This is a genomic window from Bacillus sp. AFS055030 (genome assembly GCF_002574545.1).
GTDB lineage: Bacteria > Bacillota > Bacilli > Bacillales > Bacillaceae_G > Gottfriedia.
The window spans coordinates 195360-215609 of record NZ_NUGT01000080.1 but is presented as its reverse complement, the minus strand read 5'-3'; the positions used below and the strand labels follow the sequence as shown (position 1 = coordinate 215609).

The 20250-nt window shown below is 34.1% G+C and carries 20 protein-coding genes; 19 read left to right on the top strand and 1 reads right to left on the bottom strand.

The genetic code is table 11. From position 1 onward, the window contains the following. From rsgA to spoVM, 4 genes are all read left to right on the top strand, one after another. Entirely contained in the window at nt 1-882 is an 882-nt protein-coding gene (gene rsgA / locus CN925_RS18980; protein ID WP_098848383.1) for a ribosome small subunit-dependent GTPase A, read from the top strand. Between the two features lie 2 nt (nt 883-884). Beyond that, the gene (gene rpe, locus CN925_RS18975; protein ID WP_098848382.1) at nt 885-1529 is read left to right on the top strand and encodes a ribulose-phosphate 3-epimerase; all 645 of its coding nucleotides are present in this window, start codon (nt 885-887) and stop codon (nt 1527-1529) included. A gap of 90 nt (nt 1530-1619) precedes the next feature. Further along, nucleotides 1620-2261 (top strand): thiamine diphosphokinase, encoded by a 642-nt coding sequence (locus tag CN925_RS18970; protein WP_098848381.1) that lies wholly within the window; start codon nt 1620-1622, stop codon nt 2259-2261. Between the two features lie 94 nt (nt 2262-2355). Further along, on the top strand, nt 2356-2439 hold the full coding sequence (gene spoVM / locus CN925_RS18965; protein WP_056470930.1) for a stage V sporulation protein SpoVM: 84 nt from the start codon (nt 2356-2358) through the stop codon (nt 2437-2439). Between the two features lie 95 nt (nt 2440-2534). Here the strand turns inward: spoVM and rpmB are convergent, their stop codons facing one another. Further along, nucleotides 2535-2723, bottom strand: coding sequence for a 50S ribosomal protein L28 (gene rpmB / locus CN925_RS18960; RefSeq protein ID WP_025568947.1), 189 nt, complete (start codon nt 2721-2723; stop codon nt 2535-2537). 343 nt (nt 2724-3066) lie between these two features. On the opposite strand from rpmB, the gene CN925_RS18955 reads away from it, so the two are divergent. From CN925_RS18955 to ffh, 15 genes are all read left to right on the top strand, one after another. Beyond that, nucleotides 3067-3429 (top strand): Asp23/Gls24 family envelope stress response protein, encoded by a 363-nt coding sequence (locus tag CN925_RS18955; RefSeq protein ID WP_088012978.1) that lies wholly within the window; start codon nt 3067-3069, stop codon nt 3427-3429. 23 nt (nt 3430-3452) lie between these two features. Further along, nucleotides 3453-5141 carry a DAK2 domain-containing protein gene (locus CN925_RS18950; RefSeq protein ID WP_098848380.1) on the top strand — a complete coding sequence of 563 codons (1689 nt, stop codon included), beginning with the start codon at nt 3453-3455 and terminating at the stop codon, nt 5139-5141. Between the two features lie 228 nt (nt 5142-5369). Further along, on the top strand, nt 5370-6032 hold the full coding sequence (gene sdaAB, locus CN925_RS18945; RefSeq protein WP_098848379.1) for an L-serine ammonia-lyase, iron-sulfur-dependent subunit beta: 663 nt from the start codon (nt 5370-5372) through the stop codon (nt 6030-6032). 18 nt (nt 6033-6050) lie between these two features. Next, on the top strand, nt 6051-6932 hold the full coding sequence (gene sdaAA / locus CN925_RS18940; protein WP_098848378.1) for an L-serine ammonia-lyase, iron-sulfur-dependent, subunit alpha: 882 nt from the start codon (nt 6051-6053) through the stop codon (nt 6930-6932). Continuing rightward, entirely contained in the window at nt 6932-8980 is a 2049-nt protein-coding gene (recG, locus tag CN925_RS18935; protein ID WP_098848377.1) for an ATP-dependent DNA helicase RecG, read from the top strand. Before sdaAA ends, recG begins: the two co-directional genes overlap by 1 nt. A 103-nt stretch (nt 8981-9083) precedes the next feature. Next, nucleotides 9084-9650, top strand: a complete 567-nt coding sequence (gene fapR / locus CN925_RS18930) for a transcription factor FapR (RefSeq protein ID WP_097975511.1) — start codon at nt 9084-9086, stop codon at nt 9648-9650. A 12-nt stretch (nt 9651-9662) separates the two neighbouring features. Continuing rightward, nucleotides 9663-10658, top strand: coding sequence for a phosphate acyltransferase PlsX (gene plsX, locus CN925_RS18925; protein WP_098848376.1), 996 nt, complete (start codon nt 9663-9665; stop codon nt 10656-10658). 13 nt (nt 10659-10671) lie between these two features. After that, on the top strand, nt 10672-11622 hold the full coding sequence (fabD, locus tag CN925_RS18920) for an ACP S-malonyltransferase (protein WP_098848375.1): 951 nt from the start codon (nt 10672-10674) through the stop codon (nt 11620-11622). After that, nucleotides 11616-12359 (top strand): 3-oxoacyl-[acyl-carrier-protein] reductase, encoded by a 744-nt coding sequence (gene fabG, locus CN925_RS18915; RefSeq protein ID WP_098848374.1) that lies wholly within the window; start codon nt 11616-11618, stop codon nt 12357-12359. Before fabD ends, fabG begins: the two co-directional genes overlap by 7 nt. A 67-nt stretch (nt 12360-12426) precedes the next feature. Continuing rightward, nucleotides 12427-12660: an acyl carrier protein gene (gene acpP / locus CN925_RS18910; protein WP_088012963.1), complete on the top strand. Its 234-nt coding sequence runs from the start codon at nt 12427-12429 to the stop codon at nt 12658-12660. A 95-nt stretch (nt 12661-12755) separates the two neighbouring features. Then, entirely contained in the window at nt 12756-13499 is a 744-nt protein-coding gene (gene rnc, locus CN925_RS18905; RefSeq protein WP_098848373.1) for a ribonuclease III, read from the top strand. 158 nt (nt 13500-13657) lie between these two features. After that, nucleotides 13658-17230, top strand: a complete 3573-nt coding sequence (smc, locus tag CN925_RS18900) for a chromosome segregation protein SMC (protein WP_098848372.1) — start codon at nt 13658-13660, stop codon at nt 17228-17230. A 14-nt stretch (nt 17231-17244) separates the two neighbouring features. Continuing rightward, entirely contained in the window at nt 17245-18237 is a 993-nt protein-coding gene (gene ftsY / locus CN925_RS18895) for a signal recognition particle-docking protein FtsY (RefSeq protein WP_098848371.1), read from the top strand. Nucleotides 18238-18466: 229 nt separating this feature from the next. Continuing rightward, nucleotides 18467-18799 carry a putative DNA-binding protein gene (locus CN925_RS18890; RefSeq protein WP_098848395.1) on the top strand — a complete coding sequence of 111 codons (333 nt, stop codon included), beginning with the start codon at nt 18467-18469 and terminating at the stop codon, nt 18797-18799. Between the two features lie 16 nt (nt 18800-18815). Beyond that, entirely contained in the window at nt 18816-20159 is a 1344-nt protein-coding gene (gene ffh, locus CN925_RS18885; protein WP_098848370.1) for a signal recognition particle protein, read from the top strand. Nucleotides 20160-20250: the final 91 nt, after the last annotated feature.

Here is a 20250-nt window from a genome sequence, read left to right as displayed (position 1 = left end):
ATGCCAGAAGGCAAAATCATAAAAGCATTGAGTGGATTCTATTATGTCGAGACAGATGAGACAGTTGTTGCTTGTCGTGGCAGAGGAAATTTTCGTAATAAGAAAATAACACCTTTAGTTGGAGACGAGGTAGAATATCATATCGAAAAGAGTGGAGAAGGTTATCTACTTGAAATAAAAGAGCGTAAGAATGAACTTGTTCGACCACCTATTGCGAATGTTGATCAAGCCATTTTAGTTTTTTCAGCAGTAGAGCCTGATTTTTCTCCCATATTATTAGATCGATTCCTTGTATTAATTGAATTTAATGAAATTAAACCTTTAATTGTTATTACAAAGATCGATTTGTGTTCAGAAACACAATTAAAATTAGTGTATGAATACGTTTCTTATTATCGCCAAATTGGATATGAAGTATGTTTAACTTCTTCTAAAACTGAAGAAGGATTAGAAAAAGTTCTTCCACATATGGCAAATAAAATATCTGTATTTGCAGGACAATCTGGCGTTGGTAAGTCAACTCTATTAAATGCGATAAACCCAGAGCTTGATTTAAAAACAGGTATTATTTCCTCGCATTTAGGACGAGGAAAACATACAACTAGACATGTTGAATTAATCAAAATTGGACAGGGACTAGTTGCAGATACACCTGGTTTTAGTTCTTTGGAATTTATTGGAATTGAAGCTGAAGATTTATCGTATTGTTTTGTAGAAATGCGAGAAAAAAGTCAAGAATGTAAATTTAGAGGTTGTACCCACTTAAAAGAACCAAAATGTGCTGTAAAAGCTGCGGTTGAAAGTGGGGAAATTTCTCCTAAGCGATATGATCATTATGTATCATTCATAGAAGAAATAAGAGATAGAAAGCCGAGGTATTAATCATGGTTAAAATTGCACCATCAATCCTTTCAGCAAATTTTGCTAAACTTGGAGAAGAAATTTTAGATGTAGAACGTGGAGGTGCAGATTATATTCACGTAGACGTAATGGATGGTCATTTTGTACCAAATATTACAATTGGACCATTAATTGTAGAAGCAATTAGACCAGTGACGAAGCTTCCACTTGATGTACATTTAATGATTGAAAAACCTGATCAATACATAGAGCAATTTGTAAAAGCTGGAGCAGACATTATTACCGTTCATGTCGAAGCTTGTACACATTTGCACCGTACGATTCAAACGATTAAATCATTTGGTATTAAAGCAGGTGTGGTTCTTAATCCTGCGACTCCAGTTTCAACAATTGAACAGATTATAGACGATGTCGACATGGTCCTTTTAATGACAGTAAATCCTGGCTTTGGTGGGCAGAAATTTATTCATTCAGTTGTCCCTAAAATAAGACAAGTTGCTAATCTAATTAAAGAGCGCAATCTATCAGTTGAAATTGAAATTGACGGTGGGGTTGACGAGCGAACGGCTAAAATCTGTATAGAAGCAGGTGCTACCGTATTAGTAGCTGGTTCTGCAGTTTATAATAAGGAAGACAGAAAAGAAGCAATAGCGAAAATTAGAGGATAATGTAATCATAAATTGCATGGTAAATCTAATAATGAAACAAAAAATGCAATCGACATTCGATTGCATTTTTTTTAAAGGTGGAAGAAAAAATTGATTATACATATTGTAGGTGCAGGACCGAAATCGAACACAATTACTGAAATTACTTCAAAAGACGAAAAAAAGCAGCTAATTGGCGTTGATAATGGAGCTCATTACTTAATTGAGGAAGGATTAATTCCAGAAGCAATATTCGGTGATTTTGACTCTTTAAGTGAAGAAAATTTAGAAAAAATAAAAAGGCTAGTCCCAAATGTTTTTATTTACCCTCCTGAAAAAGATGAAACAGATTTAGAACTAGCTATTCAATGGGCAATTAGACAAAAACCAGAAAAGATTATGATCCATTGTGTAACTGGAAAACGTTTAGATCATGAATTTGGTAGTATTACATTATTAATAAAATTTATGAATTCGAATGTACCAATTAAAATCGTTGATGAATATAACGAAATATATGTTATTCAACAAGGTACCCATTTTATTCGTAAATTGCAGCATTTTAAATACGTATCTTTTTTTGCTTTAGGTGCTAAAGTAAAAGATTTAACCTTAAAGGGGTTTAAATATCCACTTACTAATCATTTACTGGAGATTGGATCATCACTGTGTGTAAGCAATGAACTGTTAGAGAGTGAAGGGTCTATTTCATTTAGCGAGGGCATAGCATTAGTAGTAAGGAGCAAAGATTAACAATTTCATGTCATAGATTTCGCTCAGCGCAAGTAGAATGTAATAGGATTAATCTTTTCCTTAAAAATGCTAGAAAGCTTGTAGGAGGGAAAGCATGAGATTTTATACGATTAAATTACCAAAATTTCTTGGCGGACTTGTTCGTGCCATGCTGAGTACATTTAAAAAAGACGCTTAGTTTTAGTTGGGGTTGGATTTTTCGGTTGAGGTAAAAGGTCATAAAAAAAGTAAAAAAGCATAGCGGATCGCTATGCTTTTTAGTACGTTAATAAATTAAACGCGCTCAATTTTACCTGATTTTAATGCTCTCGCTGAAACGTAAACACGCTTTGGTTTACCGTTTACTAAAATACGAACTTTTTGAAGGTTAGCACCCCAAGTACGTTTTGAAGCATTCATAGCGTGAGAGCGACTGTTACCAGAACGAGACTTTCTACCTGTGATTACACAAACACGAGCCATCTATTTCCCTCCTAACAAAAAACGGAATAACATTTCAATGATTATTTTCATTCAAACACTACTATAATTTATCATACCGCTCTACTTAATGCAACAGTTATTGGTAAGTTGTTCAAGAAAAAAACCTTGACATTGAAATGTGTGATATACTAAATATTAAATAGGGACCTTCTGACTTATTGAAAAGAAATTCATTAAATTGTATTTCGATCATAACAGCTAAAATAGTATTAAATGCTAATATTGTAGTGAGTCGATAGAATTATTTTGAAAAAAGGTATACAATAATAGGTAAGTAGTATAACTAACTATACTTGGATTATCCAATAAGGGGGACCAAATTATGTCATTAGAAATGAAAACTCAATATGGAACAATCGAAATTGGTACAGATGTGATCGCTACAATTGCTGGTGGAGCTGCCATTGATTGCTACGGTATTGTTGGAATGGCTTCTAAGAAACAAATTAAGGATGGTCTTACAGAAATCCTAAAAAAAGATAACTTTACAAAAGGTGTTATTGTTCGCCAAGTAGGTGAAGACGTTAATATCGATATGTACATAATTGTAAGCTATGGTACGAAGATTTCTGAAGTTGCTAATAACGTACAAAATAAAGTGAAGTACACTCTTGATCAAACATTAGGCTTGTCAGTTGACTCTGTTAATATTTTTGTTCAAGGTGTGAAAGTAGCAAACCTGTAAAGACGCATTAAGGAGGAGAATTTGTGTCGATAAAACGTATTGACGGTAAATTATTTGCAGATATGGTGATTCAAGGTGCAAATAACTTAACGAAAAATGTAAAATTTGTAGATTCATTAAATGTATTCCCGGTACCAGATGGTGATACTGGAACAAATATGAATCTTTCTATTACTTCTGGATCTAAGGAAGTAAAAGAAAAACCGAATAGTCATGTAGGGAAAGTTGGTCAAAGCTTTGCAAAGGGCTTATTGATGGGTGCGCGTGGAAATTCAGGTGTAATCCTTTCTCAATTATTTAGAGGTTTTTCTAAATCAATTGAAACAAAGGAAACAATTTCAACAACTGATTTTGCTCAAGCATTAGAAGCAGGGGTAGAAACTGCTTATAAAGCTGTTATGAAGCCTATTGAAGGAACAATCTTAACAGTTGCAAGAGAAACAGCAAAAAAAGCAGTTGTCTTAGCAAAAACTCATGAAGAATTTATTCCGTTCCTTGAGGAAACAATTATTGAAGCAAATGCATCATTAAACCGTACTCCAGATTTACTACCTGTATTGAAACAAGTTGGTGTAGTCGATAGCGGAGGTCAAGGTTTAGTATTTGTCTACGAAGGATTTCTAGCATCTTTAAAAGGTGAAGAAATTTCTCTAGAAGGTGCTGAGGCGGCTCTTTCACTTGAGGAACTAGTTGAAGCAGAACATCGTAATGTACAAAGTATGTTAAATACTGAAGACATTGTATACGGATACTGTACAGAATTCATGGTGCGATTTGAAAAAGATAAATTAAAAAAACATCCATTTGACATTGATACTTTCCGTAAAGAGTTAAGTGCATGGGGTGATTCTTTATTAGTAGTTGCTGATGATGAAATTGTAAAAGTTCATATTCACGCTGAGTACCCTGGAGAAGTATTTAATTTAGGTCAACGATTTGGAAGCTTTTTAAAACTAAAAGCCGAAAATATGCGCGAACAACATTCTAACTTACTACATGAAGAGGTTTCAAATGAATCTCCTTCTAATAATGAGTCTGCAAAATCTACTGAAAAACAAGAATTTGGGATTGTTACAGTAGCAATGGGATCTGGCATTAAAGAATTATTTGAAAGTATTGGGGCAACTGTAGTAATTGAAGGCGGTCAAACAATGAATCCTAGTACAGAAGACATTGTTAAAGCGATCGAACAATGCAACGCAGAAAATGTTATTGTACTTCCTAACAACGGAAATATTGTAATGGCTGCTGAGCAAGCTGCATCTGTTGCAGAATGTAATGTAGCAGTTGTAACGTCTAAAACAGTACCTCAAGGTATGTCAGCTTTATTATCATTTAATCCTACTGCAACATTAGATGAAAATAAATCTGGAATGCAAGATGCTTTAAAGTCAGTAAAAACAGGTCAAATAACTTATGCGGTTCGAGATACTGAAATTGATGGCGTAGAAATCACAAAAGATCATTTCATGGGAATCCTTGAAAGTAAAATTGTTACAACAGATGCAAATCAATTAGAGGCGGCAAAAAAATTATTACAAGATATGATTGATGAAGATTCTGAAATATTAACAATCTTATATGGCCAAGATGTATCTGAGGAAGAAATTACAAAATTAGTTGAATTTGCCGAAGAGAGTTTTGATCACTTAGAAGTTGAAGTTCACAACGGAAACCAGCCTTTATATTCATATATTTTTTCGATCGAATAAGATAAAATATACAAAGATAGAAGAGGAAGTGTGATCACTTCTTCTTTTTTTTTGTAATTTATTTAAAGTCTAATGTAAAATAACGTAGAAGTCTGTAGAATTTCGTATTACACTATAAAGTGGACATTGGTTAGTCCATAATACCAACTTTTTATATAAATGATTTGTTCTTACAAAACAAAAAATAAATATAATACGCTTTTACTATAACGTATTGGGGGAAACGTGATGAAATATAAAAGTGTTTTTGACATAATTGGTCCAATTATGATTGGTCCTTCAAGTTCACATACAGCGGGAGCGGCTAAAATTGGTCGTGTTGCAAGAAATCTTTATGGAAAAGAACCAAAAAAGATATTGATTTCATTATATGGTTCATTTGCTAAAACATATCGTGGACATGGTACAGATGTTGCACTTATTGGTGGATTATTAGATTTTGATACATTTGATGAGCGTATACCAGAATCATTAAATATTGCAAAAGAAAAAGGCATGTCTATTGATTTCATTGAAGAAGATGCAGTAACGGAACATCCAAATACAGTGAAAATTACTATTCTTGATGATGACCAACCATTTGAATTAGTAGGTATTTCAATCGGTGGTGGGAAAATTGAAATTATTGAGTTGAATGGATTTGAACTGAAACTTTCGGGTAATTACCCTGCAATCCTAGTTGTTCATAATGACCGTTTTGGTTCGATTGCTGGTGTAACAAATGTCCTAATGAAATATGCTGTAAATATTGGCCATATGGAAGTTTCACGCAAAGAAGTGGGACAAATTGCACTGATGGCAATTGAGGTCGACCAAGACTTAGATGATAAAATTTTAAAAGAAGTTGAATCGTTACCACATATCATTCGCGTTACGAAAATGGTTGATTAAGGAGAGGGGGAACTAAAAATGTTTAAAAATGTTGCAGAATTAGTAGAATTAGCTGAATCAAAAAATGTTAAAATTTCTGAAATAATGATTCAACAAGAGATGGATTTTACAGGCAGAAGGCGTGAAGAGATTATAGCTAAAATGGAGCAAAATCTTGTTGTGATGGAAAAAGCTGTTGAAAGAGGACTTGCAGGTGTTCACTCGCCAACAGGTTTAACTGGAGGAGACGCGGTATTACTGCAAAATTACATTGCAAAAGGTAATTCCCTTTCAGGTCATTTATTATTAGATGCTGTTAGCAAAGCAGTTGCCACAAATGAAGTAAATGCCGCAATGGGGACAATTTGTGCAACACCTACAGCCGGTTCTGCAGGTGTTGTTCCTGGAACTTTATTTGCTGTAAAAGAGAAATTGAATCCTACTCGTATGCAAATGATTGAGTTCTTATTTGCATCAGGTGCTTTTGGTTTTGTTGTAGCAAATAATGCGTCAATTTCAGGTGCTGCGGGTGGTTGTCAAGCGGAAGTGGGTTCTGCAAGTGGTATGGCAGCAGCAGCGATCGTTGAAATGGCTGGTGGTACTCCAAGTCAAAGTGCTGAAGCATTTGCCATTACTTTAAAAAATATGCTTGGTTTAGTATGTGACCCGGTTGCAGGATTAGTAGAGGTACCGTGTGTTAAGCGAAATGCAATGGGTGCTGCTAATGCAATGGTAGCTGCAGATATGGCATTAGCAGGAATTACAAGTCGTATTCCATGTGACGAAGTAATCGATGCTATGTATCGAATTGGTCAAACAATGCCATCTGCGCTAAGAGAAACTGCAGAAGGAGGTCTAGCGGCAACGCCAACAGGTCGTGAATTGGAAGCAAAAATATTTGGTGTTTCGCTAAAAAAATAGTGAGTAATGAACTAGAACAAAAAGTATCTATATTAAGTGGTGTTGGCGAGGAAACTGAAACACAATTAAATGATATGGGTATTTTTACGATAAATGACTTAATCGAATATTTACCGTATCGATATGAGGATTTTCGAAATAAGGATCTATCAGAAGTAAAGCATGAAGAGCGCGTGACTGTCGAAGGGATTGTTCATAGCGCTCCTCTTCTTCAATATTTTGGCAAAAATAAATCGAGACTAACATTTCGTCTTTTAGTTGATCGATACTTAATAACAGTTATCTGTTTTAATCGACCATACCTCAAAACAAAATTAAACTTAAATGAGCTTGTAACTGTTTCTGGTAAGTGGGATCAACATAAACAAACGATTTTATTATCTGACATTGTATTTGGATCACGTACGAATAGTCATGAAATTGAGCCTGTCTATTCCATTAAGGGGAAAATGTCTGTAAAAACAATGCGTAAATTTGTTGAGCAGTCGTTTAAAAAATTTGGACATTTAATAAATGACTTAGTACCAAAAGAACTAATTCAAAAATATAAACTTTTACATCGTTCAGAAACAATGAGATTACTACATCACCCAATTGATGCGAATAGTTTAAAACAAGCTAGAAGAAGCTTTGTTTATGAAGAGTTTTTTCTTTTTCAACTAAAAATGCAAGCACTTCGAAAAATTCAGCGCAATCAATCAAAAGGTATCCCAAAAACATTAAATATTGAAAAAATTCAACAACTAATCCAATCCTTACCATTTCCTTTGACATCAGCTCAAAATAGAGTTGTACAAGAAATATTCACAGATTTAAAAAGTCCTTATCGAATGAATCGCTTATTACAAGGTGATGTTGGTTCAGGAAAAACTGTTGTCGCTACAATCGCATTGTATGCATGTACCCTTAATGGGTATCAAGGGGCATTAATGGTGCCTACAGAAATTTTAGCTGAGCAACATTTCGAATCTTTAGCAAAAATGCTGCAACATACGGAAGTAAATGTTGAACTTCTTACAAGTTCTGTAAAAGGTAAAAAGCGACGTGAAATTTTGGAACGATTAAAAAATGGTGAGGTACATATTTTAGTTGGTACTCATGCATTAATTCAAGATGAGGTTCAATTTAATAAATTAGGCATAGTTATAACAGATGAACAGCATCGGTTTGGTGTTGGTCAACGAAGAGTTTTAAGAGAAAAAGGGTACTTCCCTGATGTTTTATTTATGACAGCAACTCCAATCCCAAGAACATTGGCTATAACAGCTTTTGGTGAAATGGATGTATCGATTATTGATGAATACCCGGCTGGTCGGAAAAAAATAGAAACATATTGGGTTAAACAAGAAATGTTTGATCGCGTTTTAGATTTTATTAGTAAAGAAATTAAAAATGGACGACAAGCATATGTAATTTGTCCACTTATTGAGGAGTCAGAGAAATTAGACCTTCAAAATGCATTAGATTTACATAGTGTTTTATCTTTTCATTATCAAAATACGGCAAAGGTTGGTTTGATGCATGGAAAGCTAGCATCTTCAGAGAAAGATGACGTGATGAAGGCATTTGCTGCAAATGATGTTCAAATATTAGTTTCAACGACAGTTGTAGAAGTAGGGGTAAATGTTCCGAATGCAACTGTTATGGTTATTTATGATGCAGATCGGTTTGGACTTTCTCAATTACATCAGCTAAGAGGGCGAGTAGGACGAGGTTTTGAACAATCATATTGTATTTTAGTTGGTGATCCAAAGAGTGAAGTAGGAAAAGAAAGACTAACAATCATGACAGAAACAAACGATGGTTTTGAGTTAAGTGAAAAAGATTTAGAACTTAGAGGACCAGGAGATTTCTTTGGAAAACAACAAAGTGGTGTACCCGAATTTAAAATGGCGGATATGGTTCATGACTATCGTGCATTAGAAGTTGCACGAAACGATGCAACATTATTAGTTAATTCGGATGTATTTTGGAAAGCTAATGAATATCAAGATTTAAGAATGTACTTAGACAGAACAGGGATATTTAATTCAGAAAAGTTAGATTAGTACTAGGTATTAAAAGTTTGTCAAAAAACTATTGTAATACGTGGATTTTTAATATAAACTGTATTTAATACCTGGTCACAAATTAGTAGTTGAGGTATGTAATATGAGAAGAAATAAAAAAGATCGTCATGAATTGTTAAAAAAAATTATAAAAGAAAATCCGTTTATTACAGATGAAGATTTAGCTAATCAACTATCTGTAAGCATACAAACTATCCGTCTTGATCGTCTTGAATTATCAATTCCTGAGTTAAGGGAACGCATCAAAAATGTTGCCACTCAGCAATTAGAAGATGTAAAATCACTACCAGTTGATGAAATAATCGGTGAAGTTATTGATATTCATTTAAATGAAAGTGCCATTTCTATATTTGACGTTAAGGAAGAGCATACTTTTAGTAGAAATGGAATTGCCCGAGGTCATCACTTATTTGCCCAAGCTAATTCATTAGCAGTTGCGGTTATTCATGATGATTTAGCTCTTACAGCTAAATCCAATTTTGTTTTTATTAAACCAGTAAAAACAAATGATCGAGTAATTGCGAAGGCAAAGGTTTTACCACAAAAAGGAGATCCGAGGCGCACTACTGTTGATATCAATGGCTATGTTGAAAAAGAACATGTATTCCATGGCTTGTTCGAAATGTACCACCGAAGTATTGAAGAATAGGAAGTGAACAAGATGAAATTAGCTATCGATGCAATGGGGGGAGATCATGCTCCAAAAGCCATTGTTGAAGGTGCAATGCTTGCAGTTGAAAAATTAAATGATATACATATTACTTTAATTGGTGATGAATCAAAAATAAAACCATTCTTAACGAATGATAAAAATATAACGATTATCCATACAGATGAAGTAATTGAAGGAACTGAAGAGCCAGTTAGAGCAGTTAGAAGAAAGAAGAATGCTTCTATGGTCTTAATGGCAAACCTAGTAAAAGAAGGAAATGCTGATGCTTGTATTTCTGCTGGAAATACTGGGGCATTAATGACAGCGGGCCTATTAGTCGTTGGCCGAATGGAAGGTGTAGAGCGACCTGCACTTTCACCAACCATGCCTACTTTAGATGGCAAGGGCTTTGTTTTCCTCGATGTTGGTGCAAATGTTGATGCAAAAGCAAATCATTTACTTCAATATGCGATAATGGGCTCTGTATATGCCGAAAAAGTAAGAGGAATACAGAACCCGACAGTAGGATTACTAAATGTCGGTACGGAAGATAAAAAAGGGAATGAACTTGCTAAACAAACATTCCAGTTACTAAAAGAAAGTAATTTAAATTTCATAGGAAATGTTGAAGCTAGAGACTTAATGAACTCAGTAGCAGATGTAGTAGTAACAGACGGGTATACTGGAAATGTAGCTTTAAAAGCGATTGAAGGTACTGCACTTGCAATGTTTTCATTAATAAAAGATGCGATGCTTACTAATTTCACATCAAAGCTTGCTGCAGCTGTATTGAAACCAAACTTAAAAGGTGTAAAAAAGAAAATGGATTACTCTGAGTATGGTGGAGCAGCGTTATTTGGTCTAAAATCACCTGTTATAAAAGCTCATGGAAGTTCTGATGCTTTTGGGATTTTTAGTGCCATTAAGCAAACCAAAACGATGGTTGAACATAATGTTGTAAAACTAGTAAGTGATCACATGGAAAAAATCGAATCAAATGCATAAGGGGGTCACTCCAATGGGTAAAGTGGCGTTTATTTTTCCTGGACAAGGATCACAAAAAGTTGGAATGGGTAAAGATGTAGCTGAGAGCTATACTGAATGTGGATCTATTTTTGAAACTGCTAACGAACAAATTGGTTTTAGTCTTTCTGATATTATTTTCAATGGAACTGATGAAGAGTTAACTGCTACATATCATGCACAGCCAGCAATCTTAACAACTTCAATTGCTATGCTTGAGAAGATTAAATCAGCTGGAATTAAACCAGACTTTGTCGCTGGTCATAGTTTAGGTGAGTTTACAGCGCTTGTAGCAGCAGATAGCATTTCATTTGAAGACGGTGTTAAATTAGTACATAAACGTGGACAATTAATGGAGCAAGCTGTACCAGTAGGACAAGGTGCTATGGCAGCTGTATTATTTTTAGCTCCAGAAAAAATTGAAGAAGTGATTTCTGAAGTAAATAAAAATGGCCATTCAGTAGGTATTGCGAACTATAATTCTCCAACACAAGTAGTAATCACAGGTGATGCAGAAGGTGTGCAAATTGCTTCTGGTTTACTAAAAGAAGCTGGTGCTAAACGTGTATTACCGTTAAAAGTAAGTGGTCCATTCCACTCATCTTTAATGAAACCTGCAAGTGAAGAATTCCAAAACGAGCTTAGTAAAATAAATGTAAATGATTGTGTAACACCATTAATTTCAAATGTTACTGCTAAAGTTGTTACAGATGCAAATGAAATTAAGGAATTATTAGTGAATCAATTATATTCTCCGGTAAAATGGAACCAATCAATTCAAGAATTAGTAGACCTTGGTGTTGATACATTCGTTGAAATTGGTCCTGGTAAAGTATTAACTGGATTAGTAAAAGCAATCTCTCCATCATCAAAATTAGTAAATGTTTATGATGTTGAAACATTAAACCAATTTTTAAATGAATGGGAGGAAATCAAATCATGCTAAAAGGTAAAGTTGCATTAGTTACAGGAGGTTCTCGAGGAATCGGACGAGCAATCGCATTATCTTTAGCAAAAAATGGTGCGAATGTAGTTGTTAATTATTCTGGGAATGAAGCGGCTGCTCTTAATGTTGTAGAAGAAATTACAGCACTTGGAGTTAAAGCTATTGCATTTAAAGCAAATGTATCAAATAGTGAAGAAGTGGCTGCATTAGTAAAAAATACTGTTGATGAATTCGGTAGTATTGATATACTAGTAAACAACGCAGGTATTACAAGAGATGGTCTTTTATTACGTATGAAAGATGCTGATTGGGATGATGTAATTGATACAAACTTAAAAGGTGTATTCAATTGTATTAAAGCAGCAGCGAAGTTTATGACTCGTCAACGTAATGGCCGCATCATTAATATTAGCTCAGTTGTTGGACAAATTGGTAACCCAGGACAAATGAACTATGTAGCTGCAAAAGCGGGCGTATTAGGTTTAACTAAAACAGCAGCTAAGGAATTAGCTTCTAGAAATATTACAGTTAATGCGATTGCTCCTGGTTTTATTGAAACTGATATGACAAATGAATTAAATGAGCAAATTAGAACACAAATGTTATCGAATATTCCATTGCAATCTTTTGGTCAACCAGAAGATATTGCAAACGCAGTCGTATTCTTAGCAATGGATGCTAGTAGATATATTACTGGACAAACAATCAATGTTGATGGTGGACTTGTAATGAATTAGTTTGGCGTTTGCCACATTTTTATGTATAATGCATAAGTAGACAATATTTGGGGGGAGGTGAATAATAATGCAAGATGTATTAGAACGCGTATCAAAGATTATTGTTGACCGTTTAGGTGTTGAAGAATCTGAGATCCAAGTTACAAGCCGTTTCAAAGAAGATTTAGACGCAGACTCATTAGATGTAGTTGAATTAGTAATGCAATTAGAAGATGAGTTTGAATTAGAAATTTCTGACGAAGATGCTGAAAAAATCGTCACAGTTGGTGATGTTGTGAACTACATAGAGAGCAACATGTAATGAGAAAAGTCCCGTATTTTATACGGGACTTCTCATCATTTTCTTGACTAGTAGGTTTAGCAGCATATCAAACTGCTTTTTAGTTGGAGGTAAATATGCCGCATTCAAGAAGAGTAAGAGAATATAAACTTTCTGATGTTGAAAAAGAGAATTTTATAAAATTACAAAAACAAATAAATATTAAGTTTAATAATGAGAGCTTGCTTATTCAAGCGTTTACACATTCATCCTATGTGAATGAGCATCGTAAAAAACCATATGAAGATAATGAGAGATTAGAATATTTAGGGGATGCTGTTTTAGAGCTTACCGTTTCACAATATTTATTTCAAAAATATATTACAATGAGTGAAGGCGAATTAACAAAATTACGTGCAGCAATCGTTTGTGAACCATCACTTGTGAAATTTGCGAATGAATTAGATTTTGGTCGATATATATTACTTGGTCGCGGGGAAGAAATGACAGGTGGTAGAACACGTCCAGCACTACTTGCGGATGTTTTTGAAGCATTCATTGGATCATTATATTTGGACCAAGGATTACAAACAGTTATTAACTTCTTATCTCTTCATATATTCCCAAAAATAAACGATGGTGCTTTTTCGCATGTGATGGATTTTAAAAGTCAATTACAAGAGTTTGTACAAAGAGACTCCACAGGTTCAATCGAGTATAAAATACTTCAAGAAAAAGGACCAGCTCATAACCGAGAATTTGTTTCAAAAGTACTATTAAATGGTGAAACATTAGGAATCGGTAGTGGTAGATCTAAAAAAGAAGCGGAGCAACAAGCAGCAAAAGAAGCATTATTAAAATTAAAAGAGTCAAGGAAATAAAGTAAGAAATATCAATTAAACTGGATTTTAAGACTGATGCAAAGCGCCGTAAGACAGTTGAATCAATGAAGAAATCGAGCGTTTGGCGGGCAGTCTGCTCCCCCTTTTATGGGGGAGTTTTTGTGTATATAATTAGTATAAAAAAGGGGGAATTATAGTTGTTCCTCAAACGACTAGATATAATTGGATTTAAATCATTCGCTCAGCGAGTTACGATAGATTTTGTAAAAGGTGTTACAGCAGTTGTAGGACCAAATGGAAGTGGTAAAAGTAATATTACAGATGCCATTAGATGGGTACTAGGCGAACAGTCAGTCAAATCATTACGAGGAGCGAAGATGGAGGATATCATTTTTGCTGGTAGTGATGGACGAAAACCTTTAAATTATGCAGAAGTTACGCTGACTTTAGATAATGAAGATCAACAATTACCACTTGAGTATAGTGAAGTAAGTGTAACTAGACGTGTTTACCGTTCTGGAGATAGTGATTTTTATATTAATAAACAATCTTGTCGGTTAAAAGATATTGTTGATTTATTTATGGATTCTGGACTTGGCAGAGAGGCATTCTCTATTATTTCTCAAGGAAAGGTTGAAGAAATATTAAGCAGTAAGCCAGAAGAACGAAGAGGCATTTTCGAAGAAGCAGCTGGTGTATTAAAATATAAAAATCGAAAGAAAAAGGCTGAAGCAAAATTATTTGAAACGCAAGAAAATTTAAATCGAGTTGATGATATTTTATTTGAGTTAAGCTCTCAAATTGAACCATTAAGAATGCAAGCTTCAATTGCAAAAGAATACATAGAACATAGAGATGAACTAGAAAAGGTTGAGGCAGCTCTATTAGTATACGAAATTGAATCGCTTCACCAAAAATGGGAGGAGCTTAAAGTAGAAATTGCCCAAAACGCTGATTTAGAAATTGCGTTATCGACGGAGATTTCAACTGAAGAATCAAAACAACATGAATTACAAGAGAAATTAAATGCATTAGATGAATCAATCGATCAATTGCAACAAGTTTTATTAACTGTAACAAAAAACTTGGAAAAATATGAAGGTCAGAAAGAGCTAATGAAGGAGCGAAAAAGAAATACTTCAACTCAATCTGAACAATTAAGAAAACAAGTTGATGAAGTTACCGAACAAATAAACGAAACGAATAAATTAATCGAAGCTGAAAAAGAACAAGAAAAAATTTCTCGTCAAAATGTAAATAAAACAAAAAACAATATTGTTGAGATCCAAAATGAGATTACCTCTTATGAGGGGGATCTTGAAGAACAAATCGAATTAATAAAATCTGATTATATTGAGCTTTTAAATAATCAAGCATCGATAAAAAATGAAAAAACGATGCTAGAAAAGCAAAGCGAACAATACTCAGTAAAATCGAGTCGATTAGATTTAGAAAATGAAAAATACATTCGTCAAAGAGAGCAATTACAGAATAGAAAAACTGAATTGCTTAATGAGAAAGAACAATTTGATTTAACGTTTAAAGAGTTAAATAGTAAATTTGAATCACTGAAAAAACAGTATGATGAAACTTCATCAGTTTTAAAAGAAAAAGAAGAATTACTTAATAAAGCTTATCAGTTTATTCAACAAACAAAATCAAGAAAAGAAACCCTTGAAGAACTTCAAGAAGATTTTGCTGGTTTTAATCAAGGGGTTAAAGAAATTTTGAAAGCAAGAGGCACTAGATTAGAAGGTATTAAAGGTGCAATTGCTGAACTAATTACAACAAATAAACAATATGAAATTGCTATTGAAATTGCGCTTGGTGCAGCTACACAACAAATTGTTGTTGAAAATGACGAACATGCTAGAAGAGCCATTCAATTTCTAAAGCAACAACGATTAGGCCGAGCTACATTTTTACCAATGAATATTGTGAAAGCACGTTTTGTACCAGCTAATGTTATTGATGGATTAAAAAGAAATCCTTCCTTTATCGGTGTTGCATCATCACTTGTTAATTATTCAAGCGAGTACGAGCAGGTGATTCAAAACTTACTTGGAACAGTTTTAATCGCGCAAGATTTAAAAGGTGCTAATGAATTGGCCAAACTTGTTGGACATCGCTATCGCTTTGTTACGCTTGAAGGTGATGTAGTTAATCCTGGTGGGGCAATGACAGGTGGAGCTGTTCGAACTACGAATTCTTCACTTATTGGAAGACAGCGAGAATTAGAAGAAATTACTGTTAAGCTAAAAGATATGCAAGAGAAAACAAACTTGCTTGAGGATGAAGTACAAACTCTTAAAGCGACAAATCTCGAAAGTTCTTCTAAAGCTCAAAACTTAAATGAAGAAATTCAAAAAGTTCAGCAAACAATTGTTTCAATTATGGAACAACTAAAAAGTATCGAATTTGAAGAAAAAAATATAAACGATGCTTTAGCAATTTATGATTTAGAAATGGGAAGTTCAGCTAGTGATTTATTAAAGATTAAAGACCGACTTGAGGAATTATCATCGTTATATGCGAAAGTGAAAGATGAGATTATTTCAAAAGAGCAAAAGATCAATGAATTAACTGAACGGAAACTAAATCAAAAGGAAATAAAAGATCAATTACAATCGAAGTTAACTAGTCTGAAAATTTCCCTTGCACAAGAAGAGCAAAAGTTAAGTTATAGCAACGAAAGAATTCGCCAGTTTGAAGAAAACTCTATAAAACTAAAGCAACTTCTTGAAGATACGAAGGGAAAAATAATCTTCTTATCAAGTGAACTGATGACGAATGAAAACGGTAAGGAAGAGCTCGAGAATATTATTTCTGATACTCGTATTGAATTTTCAAAAACGACAGAAATTATTTCGAAACGTCGAGAGCAAAGAATTGCTTTTCAAACAGAACTAGAAGATTATGTTCAATCATTAAGAGAAAAGCAACGTCAATATAAGTCACTTTCGGATTTACTAAAACAGCAAGAAGTGAATAGTAATCGACTTGATGTAGAGCTTGAAAATCGTCTTGAACAACTGAATGTAAAGTATATGACTACTTATGAAGCGGCAAAAATGAAGTATACACTAGAAATGACTGTTGAGGATGCAAGGAAACGAGTTAAACTATTAAAGCGTTCAATTGAGGAATTAGGAACTGTAAATATTGGTGCAATTGATGAGTATGAACGAGTATCTGAACGACATGATTTTCTTCAGGAACAAAGAACTGATTTAAATGAAGCAAAAATCACACTTTACAATGTAATTAGTGAGATGGACGAAGAAATGACAAAACGATTCGAAACGAGTTTTAGTGCAATTCGTGAAAAATTCCAAGTCGTCTTTACTCAGTTGTTTGGTGGAGGAAGAGCTGATTTAGTTCTAACAGATGAGCAAAATTTATTGTTAACAGGTGTCGATATTGTTGCACAACCACCAGGTAAAAAGCTTCAAAATTTAGGCTTATTATCAGGCGGCGAACGAGCACTTACGGCAATCGCTCTACTTTTTGCAATTTTACAAGTACGTCCAGTACCTTTCTGTGTACTTGATGAAGTTGAAGCTGCACTAGATGAGGCCAATGTAGCTCGTTTTGCAAAATTCTTGAAATATTTTAGTGAACAAACTCAATTTATTGTTATTACACACCGTAAAGGCACGATGGAAGAATGCGATGTATTATATGGTGTTACAATGCAAGAATATGGAGTTTCTACGCTAGTATCAGTACGTCTGGATGAAGGCGAAGCATTATTATCGAATGGTAATTAGAAAGGATTGAAATTATGAGCTTTTTTAAAAAATTAAAAGAAACAATCTCAAAGCAAACGGAGTCAGTGACTCAAAAATTTAAATCTGGTTTAGAGAAATCTAGAAATAACTTAACAGAAGGGTTAAACGATTTATTTGCAAGATATCGTAAAGTAGATGAAGATTTTTTTGAAGAACTTGAAGAAATTCTAATAATGGCTGATGTTGGTGTAAACACAGTAATGGAGCTAGTAGAGGACTTGAAATTTGAAGTTAAACGAAAAAATATTCAAGATCCAAAAGGTGTACAAGAAGTAATTTCTGAAAAATTAGTTGAATTGTATAAAGGTGATGATTTAACTGAAGATTCATTTAAATTAAATTTAAATCCTGATGGTTTAACAGTTGTATTATTCGTTGGAGTTAACGGAGTAGGAAAAACAACTTCAATTGGTAAAATCGCTCATAAACTTAAAACAGAAGGTAAAAAAGTACTACTTGCTGCTGGAGACACATTTAGAGCTGGAGCAATCGATCAATTAGAAGTTTGGGGAGAACGTGTTGGTGTCGACACAATTAAACAAGGTGAAGGTTCGGACCCAGCTGCAGTAATGTATGATGCGGTTCAAGCTGCTAAAGCTCGTAAAGTTGATGTTTTACTTTGTGACACTGCAGGTCGACTACAAAATAAAGTCAACCTAATGAAAGAACTTGAAAAAGTAAGAAATGTCATTGCTAGAGAGGTACCTGGTGCACCACACGAAGTATTACTAGTAATTGATGCAACTACTGGCCAAAATGGACTTGTACAAGCAAAAACATTCTCTGAAGCAACAAATGTCTCTGGTATCGTCTTAACGAAATTAGATGGTACAGCTAAAGGTGGTATTGTTCTTGCAATCCGAAACGAATTAAAAGTACCAGTAAAATTCGTCGGCCTTGGAGAAAAGATGGACGACCTACAACCATTCCAAGCGGAACAATTTGTATATGGCCTATTTGGAGATTTAATGAATAAAGAAGCATAATTTTAAGAAATGAAGTGGATCTGTTTTAATTGAAAGATAGATCCACTTTTTTTAATTGTGTTACTAGAAAGAGTGATAACACGATGCTGGAGTGAACGAAAAGGCCCGCGAAATTGTTTTTTAATATTCGTCAAGTAAAAAACTTGACAGATATTTGTGTATTAGGTAAACTAGCATATGTAAAGGCAATTCACTTAACAAAGGAGTGATAGTTTTGGCAGATCATACAATGTTAGATAAGACGATGAGGATCAATTATCTATATGATTTTTATCATTCTCTTTTAACTCCTAAACAACAAAGTTATATGTCATTATATTATTTGGATGACTATTCTTTAGGTGAGATTGCGGAAGAGTTTAACATTAGTAGACAGGCGGTTTATGATAATATAAAACGTACTGAAGCTATGTTAGAAGAATATGAAGAGAAATTATTACTTCTAAAAAAATTTCAACAACGAAATGAACTTTTAAATCATTTGAAAACTGATGCCAAAAAAGGTAAAGTTGTAGATGACGAGTTTCTTCGAGTAATCGATGCGTTAGAGAAATTAGAATAATAAGGAGGACGGTTTTATGGCATTTGAAGGATTAGCCGACCGACTTCAAAAGACATTACAAAAGGTTCGAGGCAAAGGTAAAGTATCTGAATCTGATGTCAAGGAAATGATGAGAGAAGTACGTCTTGCTTTACTTGAGGCGGATGTTAACTTTAAAGTTGTTAAAGATTTTGTGAAACGTGTTTCTGAACGAGCTGTTGGACAAGAAGTATTACAAAGCTTAACGCCTGGTCAACATGTTGTAAAGGTAGTTCAAGAAGAACTAACCGCATTAATGGGTGGAGAACAAAGCAAAATTGCTGTTGCAAATCGCCCGCCGACTGTTATTATGATGGTTGGTTTACAAGGTGCTGGTAAAACAACAACGACTGGTAAATTAGCGAATTTACTTCGAAAAAAGTACAATCGTAAGCCACTTTTAGTTGCAGCAGATATTTATCGTCCTGCCGCGATTAAACAGCTACAAACATTAGGTAAGCAATTAGATTTGCCAGTATTTTCATTAGGAGATCAAGTAAGTCCAGTTGAAATTGCAAAACAAGCGATTCAACACGCTAAGGATGAACATCATGACTATGTCCTAATTGATACGGCTGGTCGTTTACATATTGACGAAGGTTTAATGGAAGAACTTGCACAAATTAAAGAACTTTCAAAACCTGAAGAAATCTTCCTAGTTGTTGATGCAATGACAGGACAAGATGCAGTCAATGTGGCACAAAGCTTTAATGATCAATTAGGTTTAACTGGAGTCGTTTTGACAAAGCTTGATGGCGATACTCGTGGTGGTGCAGCATTATCAATTCGTGCTGTTACAAATACGCCTATAAAATTTGTTGGACTTGGTGAAAAACTAGATGCAATTGAGCCGTTTCATCCAGAACGAATGGCATCACGTATACTAGGAATGGGTGATGTGCTTACATTAATTGAAAAAGCACAAGAAAACGTAGACCAAGAAAAAGCAAAAGAAATGGAACAAAAATTAAGAAATGCATCCTTTACTTTAGATGATTTCTTAGACCAACTTTCTCAAGTAAAAAAAATGGGACCACTTGGTGATATTTTAAAAATGATGCCAGGTGCAAACAAAATTAAAGGATTGAATGATCTGCAAATTGACGATAAACAAATCGCTCATGTAGAGGCAATTATTCAATCGATGACAAAGCAGGAAAAGCTTACACCAGATATCATTAATTCTAGTCGCAGAAAGCGAATAGCTAGAGGTTCTGGTCGCCCTGTACAAGAAATAAACCGTTTATTAAAACAGTTTGAAGAAATGAAAAAAATGATGAAAATGATGGGTGGCATGCAAAAAGGGAAGAAGAAAGGTTTTAAATTTCCGGGCTTATTCTAACCTATTTGTATAATTTTCCAACATTTAAACATCATTTTATAAAAAATTATGCTGTTAAGAAATTTTACTTTACAAACAGTATTGGTTTTTG

Excerpts from the sequence above, each read along its gene's own strand:
- rsgA (WP_098848383.1), top strand. The coding sequence starts at position 1 with ATGCCAGAAGGCAAAATCATAAAAGCATTGAGTGGATTCTATTATGTC.
- rpe (WP_098848382.1), top strand. The coding sequence starts at position 885 with ATGGTTAAAATTGCACCATCAATCCTTTCAGCAAATTTTGCTAAACTT.
- spoVM (WP_056470930.1), top strand. The coding sequence starts at position 2,356 with ATGAGATTTTATACGATTAAATTACCAAAATTTCTTGGCGGACTTGTT.
- rpmB (WP_025568947.1), bottom strand. The coding sequence starts at position 2,723 with ATGGCTCGTGTTTGTGTAATCACAGGTAGAAAGTCTCGTTCTGGTAAC.
- CN925_RS18955 (WP_088012978.1), top strand. The coding sequence starts at position 3,067 with ATGTCATTAGAAATGAAAACTCAATATGGAACAATCGAAATTGGTACA.
- sdaAB (WP_098848379.1), top strand. The coding sequence starts at position 5,370 with ATGAAATATAAAAGTGTTTTTGACATAATTGGTCCAATTATGATTGGT.
- sdaAA (WP_098848378.1), top strand. The coding sequence starts at position 6,051 with ATGTTTAAAAATGTTGCAGAATTAGTAGAATTAGCTGAATCAAAAAAT.
- fapR (WP_097975511.1), top strand. The coding sequence starts at position 9,084 with ATGAGAAGAAATAAAAAAGATCGTCATGAATTGTTAAAAAAAATTATA.
- plsX (WP_098848376.1), top strand. The coding sequence starts at position 9,663 with ATGAAATTAGCTATCGATGCAATGGGGGGAGATCATGCTCCAAAAGCC.
- fabD (WP_098848375.1), top strand. The coding sequence starts at position 10,672 with ATGGGTAAAGTGGCGTTTATTTTTCCTGGACAAGGATCACAAAAAGTT.
- fabG (WP_098848374.1), top strand. The coding sequence starts at position 11,616 with ATGCTAAAAGGTAAAGTTGCATTAGTTACAGGAGGTTCTCGAGGAATC.
- acpP (WP_088012963.1), top strand. The coding sequence starts at position 12,427 with ATGCAAGATGTATTAGAACGCGTATCAAAGATTATTGTTGACCGTTTA.
- rnc (WP_098848373.1), top strand. The coding sequence starts at position 12,756 with ATGCCGCATTCAAGAAGAGTAAGAGAATATAAACTTTCTGATGTTGAA.
- ftsY (WP_098848371.1), top strand. The coding sequence starts at position 17,245 with ATGAGCTTTTTTAAAAAATTAAAAGAAACAATCTCAAAGCAAACGGAG.
- CN925_RS18890 (WP_098848395.1), top strand. The coding sequence starts at position 18,467 with ATGTTAGATAAGACGATGAGGATCAATTATCTATATGATTTTTATCAT.
- ffh (WP_098848370.1), top strand. The coding sequence starts at position 18,816 with ATGGCATTTGAAGGATTAGCCGACCGACTTCAAAAGACATTACAAAAG.